Origin of the sequence: Streptomyces sp. NPDC047841 (assembly GCF_040704085.1) — a bacterium.
GTDB lineage: Bacteria > Actinomycetota > Actinomycetes > Streptomycetales > Streptomycetaceae > Streptomyces > Streptomyces argyrophylli.
On the sequence record NZ_JBEYRP010000014.1, the window covers coordinates 251218 to 272680 of the forward strand.

The following is a 21463-nucleotide window of genomic DNA, read 5'->3' on the forward strand; positions in this document are numbered from 1 at the left end:
CCCGATGCGCGCTGTTGCGGGCCGCGCGCCCGCCTCAGGTGGTCCCGCCGGCGCGCGCCCGGCTTCCCGGCGGCGCGCGGCGCCCTTCGGTCTCAGCGGCGGCGGTCGCCGTCGACGGTCTGGTACCGGGGTCCGTCCCGGTGGTCGTCCCGGTGCGTGCCGGCGGCGCCGCGGACGTCCTCGACCAGTTCGTCGAGCACCCAGGCGTCCTCCCCCAGCACGCCCGGCAGGGCCCCTTCGGTGCGTTCGACCTGGATCTCCAGGTCCAGGCCCAGCGCGCCGGTGATCTCCTCGAACTCGGCGAACCGCTCCCGGGCCTCGGCGCAGCGGGCGTCGTCCAGGGCGCGCTGCTCGGCCGTCCGCTCCCCGGGCGCGCCCCGGTACATGGTCGCCACGCGCAGCCGGCCGTCGACGAGGGTCGCCCTCAGCCAGTGCCCGGGCTCCCAGCCGTCCGGCGTCCAGTCGAGGCGGATCTCCTGCCCCTCGGGCCGGCCCGCCCCGGCCGGGCCGCCGAACCTCCTGGCCAGCTCCGCGACGGCGCCGGCGCACTGCTCGCGCACGTACATCGCCTCCAGGGCGTGCAGCCGCTCCTCCACCCGGTGCCGGACCAGTTCCTGTTCGGCCGGGGTCAGCGCGGTCCCGTCCTTCAGGGTCCGGCGGAGCAGCGCGACGGCGTCCGGTGCGGGGGCCAGGTCCTCGGCGCCCTCCGGGGTCTCGTACACGAGGAAGTCGTGGTGCAGGGCGGCCTCCTCCTGGGCCTCCCGCGTCTCCTGCGCCCGCTTGTTGGCGTCCCGCACGAACTTGCGTGCCTCCGTGAGGTGGATGCGGGCCCGGCGGGGGTCGCCGGCGGCCCGGCGTACGGCGTCCCGGACGGCGCCCGCTGCGAGTTCGGCGGCGTGGGCGTCGGCGTACGGGTCGAGTTCGCCGAGGATCTCCGCCCCGGTGCGGCGGACCTCTCCGGGGTCGAGCGCGGCGGGGCCGCGCCGGGCGGCGGCCTGCGGGGGCAGCTGCCGTGCCTCGGCGTCCGCGGTGCGCTCGGCGGAGAACCGCCGCAGGGTGCGCTGCCGGCTCTCGCGCAGGGCGCGCTGCCAGTCGTCGTCCCGGTCCTCGTCCAGCCGCAGCAGGGCGGCGAGCCGTCGCTGTTCCCATGCGGCCTGCTGGTCCTCCGCGCGGCGCAGGGCGTCCTCGGCGCGGGCCAGTTCCGCCCGCAGTTCGCCCAGTCGTTCCCCGATGGGTGTCAGCGGCGGTGGCACGTCGGGCGGGGGCGGGGGTCCGGGCGGGCCGGAGTGCGTCGCGGCCCGCGCCACCCGGGACAGCAGGGCGCGCCTGCGGGCGTTGACGCGGACGGCGGCGAACGCGGCGGCCTCCCACTGCTCGGCGGCCGTGGCCGCGAGTCGCTGCTGCCGCTCCAGGCAGCGCTGTTCCTCCGCGGCCCGCACCGCCGCGGCGGCGAGGACCCGGGTGCCGAGCAGGGCGGCCCGCCCGGCGAGCAGGACGCCGCTGAGCGAGCCGAGCACCTGGAGCGCGGCGTCCGCGGCCTGGTGGACGGCGTGCCCGGCCGCGTCGGCGAGGTGGGCGGAGGCCTGTCCCGCCGCGTCGTGCAGGTGCAGCATGCCGGTGTGCGGCAGTGCCTGCGGGTCGAGGGGCGGCGGGGGCGGTGCGAAGTGCACGGCGGGTGCCACCGTCTGGATCATGGGGATGCCCAGACCCGAACTCATGCCTGCTCTCCTGTCGTGTCGGTCGTCGTCCCGGACCGCCGGCGGGCCGGCCGCCGTCCCCGGCTCTCGCGCCATCGCCGCCATGGGCCGCCGGCACCGGGGCCCACCGCCTGCCGCGTCCCGGGCCCCCGGTCCCCGGCACCCCGGCGCACCCCTTGCCGCACGCGCCGCGACGCGTCCCCGGCGATCCGGCTCACCGCCTGCCACGAGCGGAGCCCGGCGGCCCGGCGGACTGTCCTGCGCCACCGGTCCCCCACGACCCGGCCGACCGCCCGCCGCACCCGGCGCCACCCGTCCCCCGCGCCACGGCGCACCCTCCCCGGCAACTGCCGCCAGGTCCGGCCGCCCGGGTCGCCGGATCGGCGGCCGGGGCGGCGGTCGCGGCCCCGGCGGCGGGCCGTGCGCCGGGCCAGGTGGTCGCGGCGCAGGCGGCGCCACGCCCAGCCCCGGCGGACGCTCCACACGGCGACGGCGGCGGCCGAGGCGAGCGGCCACAGCCAGGGCACGACGGCGATGGCGTAGAACGCGACGACGACGGCGAGGACGAGCAGCGCGGCCGCTACGTAGCGCCCGGCCCGGGTGCGGGCCAGCCTGGCGGGGCGGTCCGCGCTGCGGATCAGCAGGCCCGCGAGCGACCGGCCGGGGTGGTAGAAGGGCGGGCCGATGTACACGGCGGTCCACAGTTCCACCACGAAGACGAACGCGGCGGCGGGCAGCGCCTCGAGCCAGGCCGTGACGACCGCCTCCTGGGAGGCGCGGCCCAGCACGTCCGCGAGGCCGATGACGAAGCTCCAGGGCGCGGTGACGACGGTGGCGCCGAGCAGCGCCCAGCCGAGGGTGGGCAGCCGGTCCAGCCGGCGCAGTACGGCGAGCAGGCCGTCCTGGTCGGCGGCGAGCAGCCGCAGGTGCTCCTCGGCGACACGGGCGCGTCTGAGTTCCTGCGCGTCCTCCTGGGCGCGGCCCGCGAGCAGGAGGGCGACGACCAGGCGCAGGTCGTCGTCCCGGGCGGAGAGCAGGGCGTCGAACCACGCCACCCGTTCCGGAAACTCGGCGCGCAGCCGCATGAGCCGGCCGGTGAGCCGGCTCCTGGTGCGTTCCGGTTCGCGCGCCAGCTGGAGCAGCCAGGCGTCCACGGCCACGGTGCGCTGGAGGGCCGCGCGGTCCCGGCGGTCGCGCCTCAGTTCGCGGGCGGTCGGCTCCCAGCGGGCGCGCAGGACCCGCCAGGCGCGGTCCGTGTCGTCCAGGCCGTCGCCGCCCGGCCGCTGCGCGAGTCCGGTCAGCACCTCCGGGTGCCGCGCCAGGTGCCGCAGCAGCGCGACCGCGCCGGCGTGTCCGTCCCGGGCGCCCTGGCACAGCCGGCGCGTGCCCGGCGCGTCCAGGGGGGCACCGTGCCAGGTGGCGTCGAGGCCGGGGCCGAGCCAGTTCAGGAGCCGTACGACGCCCGCGACGGACGGGGGCTGTGCCAGTTCCCGCCGCAGGTCGGCGAGCCGGCCCAGCTCCTCGGGGCTGCGGCCGCCGACGGTCTCGAACTGCCCCAGCCACGCGACCAGCCGGGCCCGGTCGCCGTCGTCGGCCAGCATGCGCGCCGCCGAGACGTGGTTCTGGTCGAGGTGGACGGCGAGGTGCTCGGTCCCGGTGAACTCCTGGCCCATGAACGGGAAGGGGTCGATCGCGGGGCGGGTGGGGTCGTCGGGGAAGATCCGCCCGTCGGTGCGCGGGGCGACGCCGGGGTCCCGGCCGTCGAGCCAGTCCCGCACCTCGGCCGCCTGCCAGCGCTGTTCGGGCGCCCGGGTGAGCAGGCCCTCGCAGAGCAGCCGGGTCCTGCGGTCGGTGATGCCGCCGACGTCGGGGTCGTGCGTGGCGATCTCCGCGAGCACGTCCTCGTCCCGGCGGAACTCGATGGGGTGCCTGCCGAGGGCGAGCTGGGCGACGACCATGCCGAGCGACCACCAGTCGCCCGCCTCGGAGACGGTCTGCCGGAGCAGTCCGGCCTCGGGCGCGAGGTAGAGGGGTTTGCCGCGCCAGTCGGTCCGGGGTTCCAGCGCTTCCTCGGGCCGGTGGGCGGCGGCGCCGAAGTCGACGAGGACGAGGTCGACGGTGCCGGCGCGGCGGGTCTGCACCATGATGTTGTCGGGGGTGATGTCCCGGTGGACTACGCCCCGTTCGTGCAGGGCGGTGACGGCACCGTGGAGCTGCTCCACCACGGCGCGGACGGCCTCGGGCGGCAGCCCGTCGGGGTGGTCCTCGTGGTACTTCTCCAGGGTCTCCTCGCCGTGCGACCAGTACAGGTGCCAGGGGTGCCCGTGCGCTTCCCCGGTCTCCAGGAGCCGTTCCAGGTGGGGGGTGGGGGGCTCGGCGAGGTCCCGCAGCTCCGATTCGACGTCCGGGTCGGGGGCGTGCAGACGGTGGTACCACTTGAGGACCAGGGGTATCTGCGAGGCTCCGTGACGGCCCGTCAGATCGCATACGCGCAGGACGACGGCCCCGGCGGGTTCCAGCGCCTCGGAGAGCAGGGCGACGAGCAGGAACCGGTCGGCCAGTTCGGGCGGCACTTCGGCGGTGACCGGACGTGTCTCGATGATCCGTGCATTGGTGAAACCCCCGTCCGCGGGGTCCACGAAACGGGTGGGCGGGGTGGTCGTCATCTTCCGGCCTTCCGGGAAACGCGCGGGGTGAACCGGGGGGCCACAATGCGGAGCGAACCGGCCCGACGCGCGGGCCGCGGGACGATGAAGATAACGCGATTCCCGTTCGCCGGCGGTGACTTTCCCGGATCTTCAGGGAATCCCCGGCCGGGGCTACGATGCGCATCATGCAGCCCCTGCCCCCGCACGAGAATGTCGTCGCCGAACTCAGGGAACTGAGGCTCCGCGGCCTGCCCGGGTTGCGCCACTGCGCCCGGGACGCGCTGCGCGCAAGCGCCGTGGCGGCCGGTCTGTGCACCGGGCCGGACGACGAGCAGACCGGCATCGAGGAGCTGCTGGGCTCGGCGGTACGGCGGCTGGCCGGCGGGCGTCCGGTGCGGGACGACGACTCCTGCGATCCGCTCGCCCGGGCCGCCGCCCACTCCTTCGGGATCTTCGCCGCACGGCGCGGGGTCCCCGGCACCGACCGGCGCAAGGCCGCGGCGGCCGTCTACGGCGTGACCACCGAGCGGTTCCGCAAGAGCCAGGAGCACGACGTCATCGCCGAACTCGCGGCGGCGGTCCTGGCCGTGGCCCGGGAGGCGGGCCTCGCGAAGACGCCCGGTCGGCAGGTGGTCGTGGTGGGGGAAGCGGCGACCGCGGCACCGGCCACCCCGCCGGCGCACGCGGCTCCGTCCGTCGCGGGGCTGCCGCCCCGGCGCCCGGGTGCCCGGCCGGCAGCCGTCGCACCGGTGGCCCCGGCGGGCAGCGTCACCGTCCGGGTGTGCCCGATCCAGGAGGTGCGGGACGTCGACGTCCTGGTCTCCTCGGAGAACACGTACCTGGAGATGTCCAAGACCTTCCATCCCACGGTGTCCGGCGCCCTGCGCCGGGCCGCCGCCCTGCGGGACGCCTCGGGGGAGATCGTGGACGACGTCCTCTCCCGCGAACTGCGCGTGTGGCAGCGCACGCACGGCCGGGCGGGCATGCCCGTGCGGCCGGGCACGGTCGTCGCCACGTCGTCCGGCGCCCTGGCGGCGCAGGGCATACGCCGCATCCACCACGCGGCGATCGCCACCCCGGTCGGCGACGGCGACCGCTATCACGTGTCCCCGGCCGTGCTCGCCGAGGCGGTGCGTGCGTCCTTCGAACTGGCGCGCCACGAGAGCGAGTTCCTCTCCCTGCCGATGTCCTCGATCTGCTTCCCGCTGCTGGGCTCCGGCCGGGGCGGGCTGCCCGTGGAGACGGTGGCCCGCCGGCTGCTCGCAGCGGTCCGGGCGGAGCTGCGCCGGGACCCGTCCTGGTCGGTGCTGCTGGTCACGCCGGAGGAGAGCCACGCCCGGCTGCTCACGGCCGCCAGCTCCGTTCCGTGAAGCCGACTCCGCCCTGCCCCAACCGCCGCTCCAGCTCCGTGAGTTCACCGCGCAGCGGGACACCGTAGAGCCGTAGCTCGCCGTCCCCGCCCGAGGCCACCTGCAGCCGCGGGCCCGGCGCCTGCCGGGCCAGGTACGGGCCGTAGCGGGCGGCGCCGAGCGCGGTCAGCGGGACGATCCGCTGGTTGGCCGAGCCCCGCCAGGCGAGCCGGGTGGGCTCCGCCACCCGGAACCGGCCGGTGATCACGGCGTCCGCGCCCCGTAGGGCGGCGCGCCGCTCGGGTGTCAGCTCCGCCCGCTCGTACCCCGTGTACACCAGCACGTCGGCGGGACGGCGCCCGGCGCTCCCCTCGTGGCGCCGGGCACCGTCCCGCAGGCGTACCGCACCGGCCAGGAGCCCGGCGAGGGCCGCCGCCTGCTGCAGGGGCTCGCCGCCGCTGACCGTGAGGCCGTCGGCCCCGTCGGCGAGGGCCCGCCGCCACAGCGCGAGCACCTCGGAGACCGTGGCCGGCGTGCCTGCCGCCGGGTCCCAGGTGTGCCGGGACATGCATCCGGCGCAGGCCAGGGAGCAGCCCTGGAACCAGACGCCGAGCCGTTTTCCGGGGCCCAGCGTTTCCAGCGGGTAGTGCGTCCCTTCGAGGCGCAATTCCACGGCATCTCCTCCTCGCACCGGCTTGGAGTATCCAGTGCGCCGAGGGGAGCCCGCAATTGCCGGAAGGCTTCGATCCGGCTCTCCGCCGGGCGGGAACCGGTTGTTTTCCGGAGCACCGCAAAGAATGATCGGTTCCTCTTAAATCACGTGTCCCGTTAGGGGTTTTGCTCCGCTACTCTCTCCCCATCGCGGCGCCTTCCCACCCGGACCGCCCGCGACGAATGGGGGCTCTTCGAAATGATCAACAAAGCTCGAATAAATGTCCGGGTCCGACGGCTGAAAGCGGGGCGCCTCTCCTCGGCACGCGCCCGGTTCCACGGCCGCCGGGACGCGGCCGGGCTCCGGGAATTCCTGACGGACGCCGCGGCCGGCCGCACACCGGCCGACGACGACGGCCTGCCGCCCTACATCCTGGGCCTGCGGGCCCAGGTCCGGCGCGGCACCGCACGGCTGCGCACCCGCACCCTCGCGGCACACCGCGCGCTGCACATCCGCATCCAGGCCGAGTCGGTGCGGGTCGTGACCCAGTACACGGTGCGCGGGGAACCGGCGCCCGCCGCGCTCGCCCGGTTCGGGCGGATGGTCGGCGAGTGGCGCTCCGCCGCCTCCGTCTGCCGCCAGCAGGCCCAGCAACTCGCCGACGAGGCCAACCAGTTGATCGCCTGCTACTGGGACGGCGCCTGGATCCGCGGCCAACGCGACGGCCATGTCAGCGGGTCACGGCCCACGGGCTGGCTGCCCGGGGAGATCTCCCTGGACCACACCTGGTCCCACCTGGACGACGGCCTGCTCAACGACCGCTGGTACGCCCCGGAACGCGCCGGGCGCGGCACCGATCCGTCGGCCGTCGCGCAGGCACTGCACATCCTCGACCACCAGGCGGCGCGCGGCGGCGACGCCACGAGCGGCGTCCGCGGGCGATGACCGCCCCTCTTCCGCCCGCCGTCCGCTCCCCGTCCGCTCCCCGTCCCCCGCTCCCAGGAAGGCCAAGGAACGTCATCGTGCATCACTCGGCCCGGACCGCTCACCGGTCCACCGCCCGCGCCGCCGCCCGGCTCGCCGTCGTCGTCCCGCTGGTGTGCGCGCTCGGCTCCCTCGTCTCCTGCACCAAGCAGGAGGAAGCCCTCACCACTCCGTGCGGGGTGGTCGTCGACGGCTCGGGGTCGGCCGCCGCGGTCAAGCAGGGGTTCGACTCGGAGGCCAAGCTCAAGGACAGCCTCATCGAGTTCCTCACCGACCAGAAGTGCGGCACCGTGGACTTCGCGCCCATCACCCGGTCCTCGCGCAGCTCCTCCTGCCGGCAGGGCCAGGTGGACCTCGACCCGCCGCACGACGCCAACACCGACCAGAAGGTCCAGCGGGCCGGCGCACAGCGGGACGCCGCCGTCGCCGCCCTCGCCGAGCTCAAGTGCGCCCGCGCGCAGAACGGTTCGGACGTATGGGGGGCGCTGGCCCGCATCGGGGAGACCGTTCCGGACAACGGCAAGGCACCGAAGGTGCTCGTCGTGAGCGACTTCGCCCAGGCCGACCCGGAGTTCTCCCTGTACCGCCACGACCTCAGCACCAAGGCCCGGCGGGCCAAGGTCATCGACTCGCTCGTCGAACAGCGGGGCCTGCCCGGCATCGAGGGCATGGACGTCTTCCCGGTCGGGCTCGGCATGCAGTACTCGGCGAAACCCAGCGAGGCCGACGACTTCGAGTCCTTCTGGGTGGAAGCCCTCGAAGGGAGGGCCAAGGCACATGTCGACACCCAGTACAAGCGCTGACACCCCGGAGCCGCGCCGCCGACGGCTCACCCGCTATGTGCCGTTCCCGGGACGGAGCACACAGCAGGCCACCCGGCCCCGGCCCGGCCCCGGCCCCGGCGGGTTCGCCGCGCGGCGGCCCCTGGTCCTCGACGACAGGGCCGAGAGCGGCCTGCTCGGCACCGCCCGCAAACGGGGCAGGCAGGCCGGCCGGAAGCAGACGCTGGACCCGTGGGTGCTCAACAGCGGCGACCGGCTGCCGTACTTCGCGGAACTGGCGTCCGTACGGGACACCGTGATCCACCGGATCGAGGAGGACCTGCGGCTGTGGGAGGAGGAGGCGCGGCTCCAGGACGCCCGGGCGGCCACCGCCGTCACCGCGGGCGAGGAGGAGACCCGGCTCCTGGACGAGCGGCTGAGGGAGGCCGACCGGGACATCGAGGCGGCCCGCGGCCAGCTCGACCTCCTCGCCCTGCGGTCCTCGCGCTGGCTCCGCTTCCGGGACCGGTTGCGCGAACGCGTCGAGGAGCGCTGGCTGCGCGCCCGCTTCCCGGACGCCGACGGACCCCCGGCCACCCGCGGCACGGACCCGGACGCCGACGGGCTCCCGTCCGCCCGCACCACGGACCCGGACGCCTCCACGGACGAGCCGGGGCCGTCGACCGGCAAGGACGGGAGCGCGGAGCCGGGGGACGACTGGCAGTCGGTGTCGACGGCGGGCGCCCCCGCGGACGGCCTCTCGCCCGCCGCGCTGCGCGAGGAGGTCCGCGCGGCACGGCGGGAGGCCGGCATCGGGTCGGGCGAGGGCTGGGAGGGGCTCCAGACCCGCCCCGGTCTCCCCCGGTGGCTGACCCTGGCCCTGCTGGTCGTCATCATGGCCGTCGAAGTACCGGTCTACTGGGTCGCCTACCAGCCCTTCCACGGGGTCGGCAGCACCGGCGGGGACGCGCTGTCCGGGACGCTCGCGGTCTCCTCCGCCGTCATCATGCTGATCCTGCCGCACCTGGCGGGAAACATGCTGCGGTGGCGCTCGGCCACCGGATCACCGCGTGGCGGATGGGTGCCCGCCCTGTCGCTGCTCGGCGTGTGGGGCGGGCTGACCTGGGTGCTCGGCACGCTGCGCGCCAAGTTCGTGATGCAGCACGACGCCCCGGCGCCCACCGGCGGGACGAGCGCGGGCTTCCGCGGGCTCGGCGGCTCGTCCGCCGGGACCTCGACCCTGGTGGACCGGCTGCACCTGTCGACCCAGACGGTGACCTGGCTGTTCTGCGCGCTGCTGCTGCTCTCCGGCGGGGTCGGCTTCCTGCTCGGCCTGTTCCGGGAACACCCGTTCCTCGACGCCTACCGCACGGCGCTCGAACGGCGCGCGGAGCTCCAGCGGCGGCGCGAGCGGAGCGCCGCCGCCACCGAGCGGGCCCGGGCCGCGCAGCAGACGGCCGAGGACCGGCAGGGGCACCGCAGGGAGGCCGCGAACGAGCGGATCGCCGCGGCCCGCCAGCTGTACGAGGCCGCCGCCCACGAGTACCTCGACGGGGTGATGACGGCCTCCCGGGACACCGCCGTCACCGAGTCGGCGATGCGCCTGTCCCGGAACTGGCCGCTGCTGCCGGCACCGCTGCGGGACCGGTGAGGCACGGCCGGCGTCCCGGAGCACCGCACGCGTGACTGCCCCGCCCCCGCGAGGGGACCGGGGCGGTCACGCGTCCTCGAGGTTAGTCCTCCGTGGCGGAGACGACGGCGTGCAGCGGTGCCAGCAGCCGGTTGACCTTGCGTACGTCGTCCGTCGACGCCAGCCGCAGGCACTCCCGCGGGCGGGGGTCGAGGGACGGGTCCGGGCAGCGGTCCTGGAAGAGCTGGAGGGCGGGGCGCGGCCGGCAGCGCTTGGACGTCCACCACAGCCCCTGGACGTCGTCGCAGCGTTCCCGGATCACCCGCACCCAGTACCGGGTCCCGGCGTACTCCTCGGTGTCGATCAGCCAGTCGTCCTGCCATACGGCGGCCAGGCCCTCGGCGGTCGTGAGGTCCACCAGACAGAGGTCCGCCGTGGTGCGGACCGCCGACAGGACGTACCGGGAGGCCTGCGCCCAGGGGATCTGGCGCACCCCGTCGTCACCGAACTCGACCGACCTGAGCAGGACTTCGGACAGCGCGGTGACCGGGTCGAGGGCCGCGTAGAGGTAGGGGTAGGGGTCCTTCTCGGTGGGGTCGAAGCGGCTGCCCTTGAAGAACTCGTGGGCGACGTTCGGGTTGAACTCGCCGGGCCCGAACCGCTCCTCGTGGCACCGCCACAGCACCGTGCCCGCCGCGAGGGTGTGCCGCACCGGCCGCATCGGGACGCCCTCGGGCGGCAGCTGACGTGCCATCAGTACGCCCCCACCAGCTCGGCCGCGGCGCGTTCCAGCGCGTCGTCCGGCAGGACGCCGAGCAGTTCCGCCGGGACGCCGCCCAGCCACCGGTTGCCGCCCAGCCACCAGTCGGCGGCTCCCCAGGGGTCGCGGTCCGCGCGGAGCAGTACGTTGATCCGGCGGACGACCGGCAGCGGTTCGGCGGTGCCGGGCCTGAACTGGAAGCGGGGGTAGCGGATGCCGCGGTCCGGGTCGCGCAGCCGGATCAGCCCGGTGGGCCCGTCGTCGGGACCCCCGGCCGGGGCGGCGGTCAGGGCCGTGTGCTCGGCCTCGCTCAGCGCGGGGGCGTCGAGGAGCCGGCGGCGGGCCGACCGCAGCAGTTCGGCCGGGGCGGGCGGCGGGGTGCCGAGGACGTCGATCACCGCGTCGATGGTGGTGAGGCTGGGGAGTTCGCGGGTGCCGGTGGCGTAGCGGTGGCCGCCGAGCGCCCGCGCCACGGGGTGGTCGGACGGCAGCGCGGACAGGGTGCGCCTCAGCCGGCGCACGACGCGGGCGACGGCCGCCGGATGGCCGGCGGCGGTCTCCTCGCGCATCTCCCGCAGTGCGCCGGAGACCTCTTCGAGGCCGTCGTCGTCCAGCCCCGTGATGACGGTGGTCCAGTGGCTCTCCAGGAGCCGGAGCAGTTCCTCCGACGTCATGCGCGCTCTCCTTCCCGCCGCCGGGCGGGGGCCGCCGGTGCCGGGTTGCCGTGGTGGACGAAGGCCGCCCAGGTGTCGGGCCGGTCGCGGAAGTCCTCCGCGAGCCGCCGGGGCGCGGACAGGCCGCGCAGCGCCGGGACGGGCGGGCGCTCGCCGGGCGGGGTGAGCATCCAGCGCTGGGCGGCGCGCAGCGCGTCCGGCGGGGCCATGCCCCGGGCGAGCGCGTCGTGCAGGACGAGCATCAGCAGTTCGGACCGCATGTCGTCGACCTTCCAGCGGGAGCCGATGGCGTCGGCGGCCAGCCGGTGCACCAGGACCGAGGTCACGGTCAGGGCCTCGTCGTGGTCGCGGGTGGTGAGGTCGGTCTCGCAGCCGCCGCACACGACGAGGGGACCGGCCGAGCGGAAGGCATCGCCTTCGGCGGGCGTCTCCAGCAGCGTGCTGAGCGTGAGCTCCCCGGACGCCTCCCCGGCCCCGTTCGATGCCGCCAGGTGCAGGGCCGAGCGCGTGGGGTCCGGCCCGGCGAGCCCGTGGCAGGCCAGGTGCACGAGGGACGCGGGGGCCGTGGCCCGGCCGCCCAGCAGGGCCAGTACGGTCTCCGGGGTGGCGGGGTCGTCGTCGGGATGGTGGACCAGGGCGCCCGGATAGAGCACGCCGGCCAGGGTCTCGATCTCCTCCTCGGCCCACTCCAGGTCGTCCACGGCGTGGAACACCAGGGCCGGCCGCTCGGTGAGCGCCATACGCCGACGGGCCGCGGCCCGCAGGAACTCCCGCCCGGAGGCGGCGTACGTGAGCACGCCGACCTCGCAGACCCGCACCGCGCGCGCCACGCCGGGCACCTCCAGCACCCCCGCCTGCCAGGGCACGACGCCCAGCTCCCCACAGGGCACGATGACGAGCCGTACGGCGGGGGGCGGGGCGGGGCGGGGGTGGGCGGAGGTCCCGGAGGCGACGGCGCTCGGCGGGGCGTCGGCCGTCCGGGAACCGGCGCCGTCGGCCGCCGCCCCCGTCAGCCCTGCCTCCGCCAGGGCCCGGTCCCACAGTGCCAGGTGGTCCAGGGCGGGGCCGAGTACGCCACCGGCCCAGACGCACAGGTCGTCCAGGGCCCGCAGCCAGCGGCGTTCGGCGCGCTCCCGCTCCCGCGGGTTGACGGTGTCCTCGTCGGCGGCCTCCAGGCGCTGGCGGTCGGCACCGGCCGCCAGGTACCGCGCGACGGGCTGGCGGCCACCGGGGGTGAGGCCCGGGAGGGGCAGCGCGGTGACGGGCCCGTCGGCGGGTACGACCAGGACCGCACCGTCGGCATCGTCCAGGCCGGGTATCAGGTACAGCAGCGCGTCCGCCCCCGTCGCCCGCAGCCCGGCACGCAGGTCGTCCACGGAGGCGACCACCGGCTCCACGTCGGCCCCGCCCCGGCCCCGCAGCAACTCCAGCGAGCGGCGCCGCAGGTCACCGGGGAGACCGGGAACGCCCGCGCCCACCGCGGCGAGCACCTCCAGCGGGCTGCGCTCCCGCGGCGCACCGGGGGCACCCGGCCCCCCGCCGGCATCCTTCCCCAGGGCGTCGCGGCCCGGCGTCTCGCCGCCGGCGTCCCCCCTCGCGTCAGCGGACGCCTCCGCCGCGGAGCGTTCCCGCACCGCGCCGGCCCCCGCGTCCACCTCGGCCGAGAGTTCCAGCAGGGAGCGGTCGTCGTCGGCCCGCTCCCAGGAGGGCTCGGCCGCGGCCTCGCGCCAGCGGCCGGCCAGTTCCGTCTCTCCGAGGGCCGTCAGCCGGTCGGCCACGCCCGCCGAGACGGCCGCAGCGCCGAGCACCAGCGAGCGGCCCGCCTCCAGGCACGCGATGGCCTCCTCGGCGAGTCCCGCGCGCAGCGCCCAGAACGCCGCTCGGCGGCCCCGGTCGGCCGCGGCACGCGCGATCCGCAGGCCGCGGCCGACGCCCTGCTGGAGCAGAACGTCGTCGGCGGACAACCGCAGTGACCTGCGGGCGAGCCCCACGGCGGCACGCAGATCGCCACCCACACCGGCCGCCTCCGGCGGAGAAGCGGCGCCGGCACCGGCTTCCCCCACCCGCGAGCCACCGTCCACACCGTCCGCCCCCACCGCAGGAACCGCGTCGCCACCGGACCCGCCCGTCCGCAGCGCGTCGTCACCGTCGGCGGACCCACCAACCCGCGAGCCGCCATCCACACCGGACACCCCAACCACAGAAGCCGCGTCACCACCGGACACCCCCACCGCAGGAACCGCGTCACCACCGGACACCCCCACCGCAGAAGCCACGTCGCCACCGGCCCCGCCCGCCCGGAGGGCAGCGTCGCCACCGGACCCATCCCCCCGTAGACCCGCCCGCTTCGCGTGCAGGGCCGCCAAGTCCCAGGTGAGGCCCGCGCTGCCCGGGCTGCCGTCGGGGAGTTCCGCCACCGCCTGGGTCAGTTCCCCGATCGCCTCGTCCAGCGCGCCGGTGTCCCCGGTGAGCAGGTGCAAGGTGTCCAGGGCGAGCGCGATGCCGCCGCGGGCGCGGGGGCGGAAGTCGGAGGTGAATCCGGTGGCGTCCAGGGCGGCCCGGGCGCGCTGGACGCCCTCGGCGATGCGGCCCGGGTCCGACTCGACGATCGCCGTCAGGGTGATCAGCGGGGCCCACGCGATGTCGAGGAAGCTGCGCAGGACGGGCACGTCCACGGACGTCTCCACGGCCCGCTGGAGGTGGTGCACGGCCGCACGCAGATGTGCGGTGCGGTCCTCCGCGTACGGCACGAGCACGACGTGGCTGAGGTAGGCCATGCCGAGGACGAAGCCGGTCAGCGCGCCGGTCCATGCCTCGGCACCGTCGTAGGTCTCGTCCAGTTCCAGTTCGCACAGCTCGTCGATGATGTCCTCGACCTCCACGACGTCACCCCGGTCCACGGCCGACGCAACCCGCCCGTGGAGCCGGACGGCCTCCCCGCACAGACGCAGGCTGGCGACGAGGTCGCTCGTGGGTTCACCCTCCCACCGCTGTGCCTCCAGCAGGTCCCGGGCCATGTCCTCGTCCTGGAGGCTGCCGCCGGTGAGGGCGGCGCCGAGGAGCAGTCCGGGCACGACGGCACGGAGCCACTCGCCGTGGGAGCGGCTGTCGAGTTCCCCGTTGGCCGAGGCCTCGTGCATCAGCCGGAGCGCCGTGCGGAATCCCTCCATGTCACCGGTGCGGGTGGCGAGGGCGACGTGGGCGAGCGCGGCGACCATCCGGGACGGCAGGGGCGCGGGGCCGTCCTGCGCCGCGGTGGCCGCCGGGTCCCCGGAGAGTTCGGCGAGGAGTGCGGAGAGCTGCTGCGGCGCCATCAGCCCGGGCGACATGACCTCGGCGAAAGCCAGCAACTGGCTCAGGAAGTGCCGGGTATCGGCGGACGAGCCGGAGGAGTCGTCGGCCGGCGCCCCGCCGGCCTCGTCGGACGGCCCCCGCTCCAACTGGTCGAGTAACAGCGACACCATGGTGCCCAGCGACGACGGCAGCGATCCGCCCGGCATGGTGCCGGCGATCCGCCGGCCCCCGCGGACGAGCGCGGCGGTGTCACCGGACCGCAGCGCGTCGGTCATCTCACCGAAGGTCCGGAGGTTCTCCCGGAGCTGGGGCTCCATCGCCGGGTGCTCGCGTTGCAGCAGCAGCCGGACGAGCAGCGCGCTGTCCTCCACCATCCCCGAGCCGCCTTTGGCGAGCGGGGTGCCGAGCGCGGCCAGGGACATGAGCCGGTCGACGGTCCACTCACCGTTGGGCATGGCCATGACCTCGCGGCTGAGCCGCACGAGCCGTGACCCGACCAGCGCCACGAGGTCCCGGTACACGGCGTCCCGGTCCGCCTCGGCGAGCAGGGGCGAGCCGAGGGCCTGCTCCAGCAGCGGCAGCGCCCGCTCGCGGTCGGCCGGGGCGCCCTCCAGGACGAACCGTACGGCGTGGCAGCGGCCGAGCCGGGCAGCCACCCCGGCGGCCGTCCCGTCGCCCTCGGCCGGTGGCAACTCGGCCAGCAGTGAGGTCAGTTCGTCCGTGAGGGCGTCGAGCTGCGGCCCTCGTGTCCCTGTGTACGCCTCCGGTTCGGCCGGTACGGAGAATCCGTCGGCGCGGGCGAGCGCGGCGGCGGCGCGGGCGGTCACGGGTGCGGTCCCGGCTTCGGTCATGCGTCCTCCCCTCCCGCCGCCATGGTCACCCGTTCCCGTGCCGCGGTGGCCGGGTCCGGCGGAGCTCACCGGCATCCTGCCGGACAACGCCCGGCTCCCGGCCGGTTTCCGCCCGATCCGCCGTGGCCCGGCGGGGGCCGGACGGGCATGCTGGGGTTGCCGGCCGAGGACGGCCGCACGGGTGAGCGAGGGGGGAACGCGGTGACGAACTCCGGACCGGGGCGGGGCCCCCTCGCGCCGTACCTGGAGACGACCCACGGGGACTACGCGGCCCGTTACACGGCCGGACTGCGAGTCGAGGCGGCCGACGCCGGCGTGGTCGTCCTGTACGGCCGCTGCCCCCGGTGCGGCTGCGCGTTCACGTACACGCACACGGACCGGGTGTTCCGCTCGCCGCGCCGCGGGCCCCGCCCGGCGCACGTGCCGGTGCTCTGCGCGTGCGAGGCGGGGCATCCGGGCCGGCCGGCCGACGAGACGGGGTGCGGCGCCTACTGGAACGTCGTCGTGGAGCGGGGGTGACCCCGCGCCCCCGGGTCCGGCCGGGACCGCCGGGGACCCCCGCCGACCGTCAGGCGGCCCGGCAGACCCGTGAGTTGCTCGCCGGTGAGCTGTCCCGGGCCCGGGAGGCGGCGCTCGCCTGGCGCAACGGGCTCGCGGCGCTCTTCGCCGGGCTGTTCGGGTTCGGCCTGGTCAAGGGCCGTACCGACGTGGGCGGACTGGCCTGGCCGTACGACGCCGTGGTGGGCGGCGCGCTGCTGCTGTGCCTGGTGTGCGGCACGCTGGGCGCGCTGCTGCTGCTGAGGGCGGCGCACGGCGCGCCCACCGGGGTCCGGCTGCCCACCGGCGTGCCCGCCACGGCCACCGCGCTGCACCTGGGCGATCACATGGAGACCCGCCGCACGGTACGGGCCCTCACCCGCGGGGTGGCGCTGACGATCTGCTGCGGGGCGCTGCTCGTCACGGCGGTGGCGCTGACCTGGTACGGCCCGGCGAAGGACGGACCCCGCGTCCTGGTGCGCACCCCGTCGGGGGTGGTGTGCGGTAAGCCGGGGCGCACGCGGGACGGGGTGCTGTGGGTCAGGACGGACACCGGCGAGGTCGCGGTGCGCCTGGCCCGGGCCGAGGCCGTGACCGCGGTCGACGACTGCCCGGGCGCCGCGCCCCCCTGAGGGTGCCGGCCGGTTCAGCCGCCGGCGCGCCGCCCGGAGGCCAGGGTGAGGGCCAGGTACAGCACCAGGGAGGTGCCGAGGCCCACCGCCCAGCCGTAGTCCGCGAGGGGTGCCAGCGCGGGGATGGGGCGGCCGTCGGTCAGGGGTCTGAGGCTCGCGCCGCCGAGCGCGAGGACACCGCCCGCGAGGAAGGCGACGACCGCCCGCCAGTTCCAGCCGCCCGCGTACCAGTACCGGCCGCCCGGGCGGTAGAGGTCGCCGAGGTCCAGGCGGGTGCGGCGCAGCAGCCAGTAGTCGGCGACGAGGATGCCGGCGACCGTGCCGAGCAGGCCGCCGACCAGGCCGAGCCAGGTGAAGATGTAGCCCTGCGGGTCGGAGTACAGCTTCCACGGGCAGATCAGTACGGCGAGGACGGCGGTGATCAGGGCGCCGGTGCGGAAACTGACCTTCCTGGGTGCGACGTTGGAGAAGTCGAAGGCCGGGGAGACCAGGTTGGCGGCGATGTTCACCGACAGGGTGGCCACCAGGACGGTCACGAGCGCGTAGAGCAGTCCGGCCACGTTGTCCGTCTTGGCCGCCAGCTGCACCGGGTCCCAGACCGGTTCGCCGTACACGGCCTGCGAGCCTGAGGTGACCAGCACGGACAGGAACGCGAACAGGGTCATGGTGGTCGGCAGGCCGAGTGCCTGGCCCCAGGTCTGCGCGCGCTGGCTCCTGCCGTAGCGGGTGAAGTCGGGGATGTTCAGCGACAGCGTCGACCAGAAGCCGATCATGCCCATGAGGGACGGCCAGAACAGCTTCCAGAAGTCGCCGCCCCAGCCGAGCCTGGACGGCTGGTCGAAGAGCGGCCCGACGCCGCCGGCCTTGCCGCTCATCCACCACAGCATCACGAAGGCGCCGATCAGGACGAACGGCGCGGCCCAGTTCTCGAAGCGGCGGATGGTCTCCATGCCACGGTGGATGATGGCCACCTGGATCGCCCAGAAGACCGCGAAGGACAGCCACATGGTCCAGGCGTGGCCGCCGATGTGCCCCGCGTTCTGCCAGCTGTCGCCGATCAGCTTCCCGGCGAGGAAGTAGATCGCCTCCCCGCCGATCCAGGTCTGGATGCCGAACCAGCCGCACGCCACCAGCGCCCGGACGACGGCGGGCAGGTTGGCGCCGCGCACGCCGAAGGAGGCGCGGGCGAAGACCGGGAAGGGGATGCCGTACTTGGGGCCCGCGTGCCCGGTCAGCAGCATCGGCACCAGCACGATCAGGTTGGCGAGGGCGATGGTGAACACCGCCTGCTTCCAGTCCATGCCCACCGCGATCAGCCCGGAGGCCAGGGTCCAGGAGGCGGTGTTGTGGGCCATGCCGACCCACAGGGCGGAGAAGTTGTACGTCGTCCAGGTGCGCCCGGCCGCAGGGACCGGGAGCAGGTCCTGGTTGGCGTGGGGGCCGCTGGGCGGCGGCGTGCCGGGGGCGAGTTCCACGCGCCCGTCGGGGAGGGTCACCTGGCCGGATATCGGTCTGGCCGTGGGAGCGGTGTCGGTCATGGGCTGGCCAATCGGGAGAGGCGGATCGGGATGGCCGTGCGGGCACCAGCCCCCTCCCCGGGACGGCGGGGAGGGGAGACCAAGAGGGGCGTGGGGGGACTCGGAAGGCGTGGGCGGGGGTCAGGAGTTGACGGCGGGGATGACGTGGCGGCCGTAGGCCTCGATGGTGGCCTCCTGCGCGTCGTGCATGTCGTACACCGCGAACTGGTCGACGCCCAGGGCGCGCAGCGCGGTCAGTTTCTCGATGTGCTTCCCGGCCGGGCCGATGACGCAGAACCGGTCCACGATCTCGTCGGGCACGAACGCGGTGTCCGGGTTGCCGCTGCGTCCGTGGTGGGCGTAGTCGTAGCCCTGGCGGGCCTTGATGTAGTCGGTGAGTTCCCCGGGGACCCGCGCGGAGTGCTCGCCGTACCGGGCGACGAGGTCGGCGACGTGGTTGCCGACCATGCCGCCGAACCAGCGGCACTGGTCGCGGGCGTGCGCCAGGGCCTCGGGCGAGTCGTCCTCGGTGACGTACGCCGGGGCGGCGACGCAGACGGTCACCTCCGACGGGTCACGCCCGGCCGCGGCCGCCGCGTCCTTGACAGCCTTCACCATGTACTCGGTCAGGTACAGGTCGGCGAGCTGGAGGATGAACCCGTCGGCCTCCTCGCCGGCCATCTTCAGCGCCTTCGGTCCGTACGCGGCCATCCAGACCGGGAGTTCGGCGCCCTCCTTGATCCACGGGAACCTGATCCTGGTGCCGCCGAGGTCGGCCTCCTCGCCCCGGCCGAGGGCGCGGATGACCTTCATGGCCTCGCTGATCCGGGCGAGGGTGTTGGGTTTGCGGCCCGCGACGCGCATCGCGGAGTCGCCGCGGCCGATGCCGCAGACGGTGCGGTTGCCGAACATGTCGTTGAGGGTGGCGAAGGCGGAGGCGGTGACCTCCCAGGTGCGGGTGCCGGGGTTGGTGACCATCGGCCCGACCTTCAGCTTCTGCGTGTTCGCCAGGATCTGGCCGTAGATCACGAACGGTTCCTGCCAGAGCACGGCGGAGTCGAAGGTCCAGCCGTAGCGGAAGCCGTTGCGCTCGGCCCGTTTCATCAGGCTGACGACCCGGGAGGCGGGCGGGTCGGTCTGGAGGACGAGTCCGAAGTCCATGGGCGTCACTCCTAGCTGAGGTACTGACAGGTGGAGCGCGGGGTGAAGACGCCGTGCCCGGCGCGTCCGGTGTACTCCCGCTGGTCGATGACGAGTTCGCCGCGTGACAGGACCGTCTCGACGCGGCCGGTGACGCGCCTGCCCTCGTACGCCGAGTAGTCGACGTTCATGTGGTGGGTCTCGGCGGACATCACCTGCTGCGCGTGCGGGTCGTAGATGACGACGTCCGCGTCGGCGCCCGGGGCGATGGTTCCCTTCTTCGGGTACAGGCCGAACATCCGGGCCGGGGCGGCGCAGGCGATCTCGATCCAGCGGCGGCGGGAGATGTGCCCGTCCACGACCGCCTGGTGGAGCAGGTCCATGCGGTTCTCCACGCCCGGCAGCCCGTTGGGGATCTTGGAGAAGTCGCCGCGGCCGAGTTCCTTCTGGCCGGTGAAGCAGAAGGGGCAGTGGTCGGTGGAGACGACCTGGAGGTCGTTGGTCCGCAGGCCGCGCCACAGCCTGGCCTGGTGCTCCTTCGGCCGCAGGGGCGTGCTGCACACGTACTTGGCGCCCTCGAAGCCGGGCTCGGCCAGGTTGTCGGTGGACAGGAACAGGTACTGCGGGCAGGTCTCGCCGAAGACGTTCAGCCCCTCGTCGCGCGCCCGCGCCAGCTCGGCCACGGCCTCCGTCGCGGAGACGTGCACGACGTACAGGGGCGCGCCGGCCACCTGGGCGAGCTTGATGGCCCGGTGGGTGGCCTCCGCCTCCAGCAGCGCCTTGCGCACCTCGCCGTGGTAGCGGGGATCGGTCTCGCCCCGGGCGAGCGCCTGCTCGACCAGGACGTCGATGGCGATGCCGTTCTCGGCGTGCATCATGATCAGCCCGCCGTTCTCGGCGGAGCGCTGCATGGCGCGCAGGATCTGCCCGTCGTCGCTGTAGAAGACCCCCGGGTAGGCCATGAACTGCTTGAAGCTGGTGACCCCCTCCTCGATCAGCAGGTCCATCTCCTTGAGCGTCTCCTGGTTCACATCGGAGACGATCATGTGGAAGGCGTAGTCGATCGCGCAGGTGCCCTCGGCCTTGGCGTGCCAGGTGTCCAGGCCCTCGCGCAGGGTGTGGCCGACGCTCTGCACCGCGAAGTCCACGATGGTCGTCGTACCGCCCCAGGCCGCGGCGCGGGTGCCGGTCTCGAAGGTGTCGGAGGCGAAGGTGCCGCCGAACGGCAGCTCCATGTGGGTGTGGGCGTCGACGCCGCCGGGGATGACGTACTTCCCGGTGGCGTCGATCGTGCGGTCCGCGTGCCAGTCCTGTGAACCGGGCGCGGCGAGAGCGACGACGCGGGAGTCCTCGATGAGGACGTCGGCGTGCATCTCGTCGGACGCGGTGATGACCAGGCCACCGCGGATGACGGTACGGCTGCTCATGGTGCTCCCTCTGTCAACGTTGCCGTCAGGGCGCCGTCAGCGGTCCGTAGGCCCCCGGCGCCCGGTCCCGGTAGAACTGCCAGCGGTCGCGGACCTCGCGGAGCTTGGCCGGGTCCAGGTCGCGGACGACGAGTTCGGTCTCCTTGTCGCTCGCGACCTCGCCGACGAACCGGGCCTCCGGGTCCACGAAGTACGTGGTGCCGTAGAAGTCGTTGTCGCCCAGGTCCTCCACGCCGACCCGGTTGATCGCGCCGACGAAGTACTCGTTGGCGACGGCCGCCGCCGGCTGCTCCAGCTGCCAGAGGTAGCGGGACAGGCCGCGCGAGGTGGCCGACGGGTTGAAGACGATCTCGGCGCCGGCGAGGCCCAGCGCCCGCCAGCCCTCCGGGAAGTGGCGGTCGTAGCAGATGTAGACGCCGATCCGGCCGGCGGCGGTGTCGAAGACGGGCCAGCCGCTGTTGCCGGGGCGGAAGTAGAACTTCTCCCAGAAGCCCTGGACCTGCGGGATGTGGGTCTTGCGGTACTTGCCGAGGTAGGAGCCGTCCGCGTCGATCACGGCGGCCGTGTTGTACAGGACGCCCGGCTGCTCCTCCTCGTACATGGGCAGGACCAGGACGATGCCCAGCTCGCGGGCGAGGGCCTGGAAGCGCCGGACGGTCGGGCCCTCGGGGATCCGTTCGGCGTACTCGTAGAACGCCTTGTCCTGGACCTGGCAGAAGTAGGGGCCGTAGAACAGCTCCTGGAAGCAGAGGACTTGCGCGCCCTGGGCGGCGGCGTCGCGGGCCGCCTGCTCGTGCACCTGGATCATGGACTCCTTGTCGCCGGTCCACGCGGTCTGGAAGAGGGCGGCACGGATCACTCGGCTCATCGGGACCTCCGGTAGCTCGGTGTGCGGTGAGCGTAGGGAGCC

Annotated in this window: 16 protein-coding genes; 6 read left to right on the forward strand and 10 right to left on the reverse strand. The window is 74.9% G+C overall.

What is annotated here, in order from left to right; translation table 11 throughout:
- Positions 1–92: 92 nt before the first annotated feature.
- Positions 93–1718, reverse strand: coding sequence for a hypothetical protein (locus AB0947_RS24915; RefSeq protein ID WP_366752553.1), 1626 nt, complete (start codon positions 1716–1718; stop codon positions 93–95).
- Positions 1715–4363, reverse strand: coding sequence for a protein kinase (locus AB0947_RS24920; protein WP_366752554.1), 2649 nt, complete (start codon positions 4361–4363; stop codon positions 1715–1717). Before AB0947_RS24920 ends, AB0947_RS24915 begins: the two co-directional genes overlap by 4 nt.
- A 167-nt stretch (positions 4364–4530) precedes the next feature.
- Here AB0947_RS24920 and AB0947_RS24925 point away from each other — a divergent pair, with 167 nt between their 5' ends.
- Positions 4531–5715 (forward strand): macro domain-containing protein, encoded by a 1185-nt coding sequence (locus AB0947_RS24925; RefSeq protein ID WP_366752555.1) that lies wholly within the window; start codon positions 4531–4533, stop codon positions 5713–5715.
- Here AB0947_RS24925 and AB0947_RS24930 read toward each other — a convergent pair.
- Positions 5690–6367, reverse strand: coding sequence for a 4Fe-4S single cluster domain-containing protein (locus AB0947_RS24930; RefSeq protein WP_366752556.1), 678 nt, complete (start codon positions 6365–6367; stop codon positions 5690–5692). The two genes, AB0947_RS24925 and AB0947_RS24930, sit on opposite strands and share 26 nt — an antisense overlap.
- A 237-nt stretch (positions 6368–6604) precedes the next feature.
- On the opposite strand from AB0947_RS24930, the gene AB0947_RS24935 reads away from it, so the two are divergent.
- The 3 genes from AB0947_RS24935 to AB0947_RS24945 all read left to right on the forward strand — a co-directional run bounded on the left by AB0947_RS24935 (position 6605) and on the right by AB0947_RS24945 (position 9742).
- A complete protein-coding gene (locus AB0947_RS24935) occupies positions 6605–7291 on the forward strand; it encodes a hypothetical protein (RefSeq protein ID WP_366752557.1) in 687 nt (228 codons plus the stop codon).
- A 77-nt stretch (positions 7292–7368) separates the two neighbouring features.
- On the forward strand, positions 7369–8133 hold the full coding sequence (locus AB0947_RS24940) for a hypothetical protein (protein ID WP_366752558.1): 765 nt from the start codon (positions 7369–7371) through the stop codon (positions 8131–8133).
- Positions 8108–9742 carry a hypothetical protein gene (locus AB0947_RS24945; RefSeq protein WP_366752559.1) on the forward strand — a complete coding sequence of 545 codons (1635 nt, stop codon included), beginning with the start codon at positions 8108–8110 and terminating at the stop codon, positions 9740–9742. The genes AB0947_RS24940 and AB0947_RS24945 overlap by 26 nt, the downstream gene beginning before the upstream one ends.
- 82 nt (positions 9743–9824) lie before the next feature.
- Here the strand turns inward: AB0947_RS24945 and AB0947_RS24950 are convergent, their stop codons facing one another.
- From AB0947_RS24950 to AB0947_RS24960, 3 genes are read right to left on the reverse strand one after another with little or no spacing between them, the layout of a single operon-like run.
- Positions 9825–10475, reverse strand: coding sequence for an RES family NAD+ phosphorylase (locus tag AB0947_RS24950; RefSeq protein WP_366752560.1), 651 nt, complete (start codon positions 10473–10475; stop codon positions 9825–9827).
- Complete coding sequence (locus tag AB0947_RS24955; RefSeq protein ID WP_366752561.1) at positions 10475–11155, reverse strand: hypothetical protein; 681 nt, start codon at positions 11153–11155, stop codon at positions 10475–10477. The genes AB0947_RS24950 and AB0947_RS24955 overlap by 1 nt, the downstream gene beginning before the upstream one ends.
- Positions 11152–15300, reverse strand: coding sequence for a CHAT domain-containing protein (locus AB0947_RS24960; protein WP_366752562.1), 4149 nt, complete (start codon positions 15298–15300; stop codon positions 11152–11154). The genes AB0947_RS24955 and AB0947_RS24960 overlap by 4 nt, the downstream gene beginning before the upstream one ends.
- Positions 15301–15501: 201 nt before the next feature.
- Between AB0947_RS24960 and AB0947_RS24965 the strand changes: the two genes are divergently transcribed.
- Positions 15502–15819, forward strand: a complete 318-nt coding sequence (locus AB0947_RS24965; protein ID WP_366752563.1) for a hypothetical protein — start codon at positions 15502–15504, stop codon at positions 15817–15819.
- A complete protein-coding gene (locus tag AB0947_RS24970; protein WP_366752564.1) occupies positions 15816–16469 on the forward strand; it encodes a hypothetical protein in 654 nt (217 codons plus the stop codon). Before AB0947_RS24965 ends, AB0947_RS24970 begins: the two co-directional genes overlap by 4 nt.
- A 14-nt stretch (positions 16470–16483) precedes the next feature.
- Here the strand turns inward: AB0947_RS24970 and AB0947_RS24975 are convergent, their stop codons facing one another.
- From AB0947_RS24975 to AB0947_RS24990, 4 genes are all read right to left on the reverse strand, one after another.
- Positions 16484–18007: an NCS1 family nucleobase:cation symporter-1 gene (locus AB0947_RS24975; RefSeq protein ID WP_366752565.1), complete on the reverse strand. Its 1524-nt coding sequence runs from the start codon at positions 18005–18007 to the stop codon at positions 16484–16486.
- 120 nt (positions 18008–18127) lie between these two features.
- Positions 18128–19147, reverse strand: coding sequence for a TIGR03842 family LLM class F420-dependent oxidoreductase (locus AB0947_RS24980; protein ID WP_366752566.1), 1020 nt, complete (start codon positions 19145–19147; stop codon positions 18128–18130).
- Between the two features lie 11 nt (positions 19148–19158).
- Positions 19159–20553, reverse strand: a complete 1395-nt coding sequence (gene hydA / locus AB0947_RS24985) for a dihydropyrimidinase (protein ID WP_366752567.1) — start codon at positions 20551–20553, stop codon at positions 19159–19161.
- A 25-nt stretch (positions 20554–20578) separates the two neighbouring features.
- Positions 20579–21421, reverse strand: a complete 843-nt coding sequence (locus AB0947_RS24990) for a nitrilase-related carbon-nitrogen hydrolase (RefSeq protein ID WP_366752568.1) — start codon at positions 21419–21421, stop codon at positions 20579–20581.
- Positions 21422–21463: the final 42 nt, after the last annotated feature.

Excerpts from the sequence above, each read along its gene's own strand:
- AB0947_RS24915 (WP_366752553.1), bottom strand. The coding sequence starts at position 1,718 with ATGAGTTCGGGTCTGGGCATCCCCATGATCCAGACGGTGGCACCCGCC.
- AB0947_RS24920 (WP_366752554.1), bottom strand. The coding sequence starts at position 4,363 with ATGACGACCACCCCGCCCACCCGTTTCGTGGACCCCGCGGACGGGGGT.
- AB0947_RS24925 (WP_366752555.1), top strand. The coding sequence starts at position 4,531 with ATGCAGCCCCTGCCCCCGCACGAGAATGTCGTCGCCGAACTCAGGGAA.
- AB0947_RS24935 (WP_366752557.1), top strand. The coding sequence starts at position 6,605 with ATGATCAACAAAGCTCGAATAAATGTCCGGGTCCGACGGCTGAAAGCG.
- AB0947_RS24945 (WP_366752559.1), top strand. The coding sequence starts at position 8,108 with ATGTCGACACCCAGTACAAGCGCTGACACCCCGGAGCCGCGCCGCCGA.
- AB0947_RS24950 (WP_366752560.1), bottom strand. The coding sequence starts at position 10,475 with ATGGCACGTCAGCTGCCGCCCGAGGGCGTCCCGATGCGGCCGGTGCGG.
- AB0947_RS24955 (WP_366752561.1), bottom strand. The coding sequence starts at position 11,155 with ATGACGTCGGAGGAACTGCTCCGGCTCCTGGAGAGCCACTGGACCACC.
- AB0947_RS24960 (WP_366752562.1), bottom strand. The coding sequence starts at position 15,300 with ATGACCGAAGCCGGGACCGCACCCGTGACCGCCCGCGCCGCCGCCGCG.
- AB0947_RS24975 (WP_366752565.1), bottom strand. The coding sequence starts at position 18,007 with ATGACCGACACCGCTCCCACGGCCAGACCGATATCCGGCCAGGTGACC.
- AB0947_RS24980 (WP_366752566.1), bottom strand. The coding sequence starts at position 19,147 with ATGGACTTCGGACTCGTCCTCCAGACCGACCCGCCCGCCTCCCGGGTC.
- hydA (WP_366752567.1), bottom strand. The coding sequence starts at position 20,553 with ATGAGCAGCCGTACCGTCATCCGCGGTGGCCTGGTCATCACCGCGTCC.
- AB0947_RS24990 (WP_366752568.1), bottom strand. The coding sequence starts at position 21,421 with ATGAGCCGAGTGATCCGTGCCGCCCTCTTCCAGACCGCGTGGACCGGC.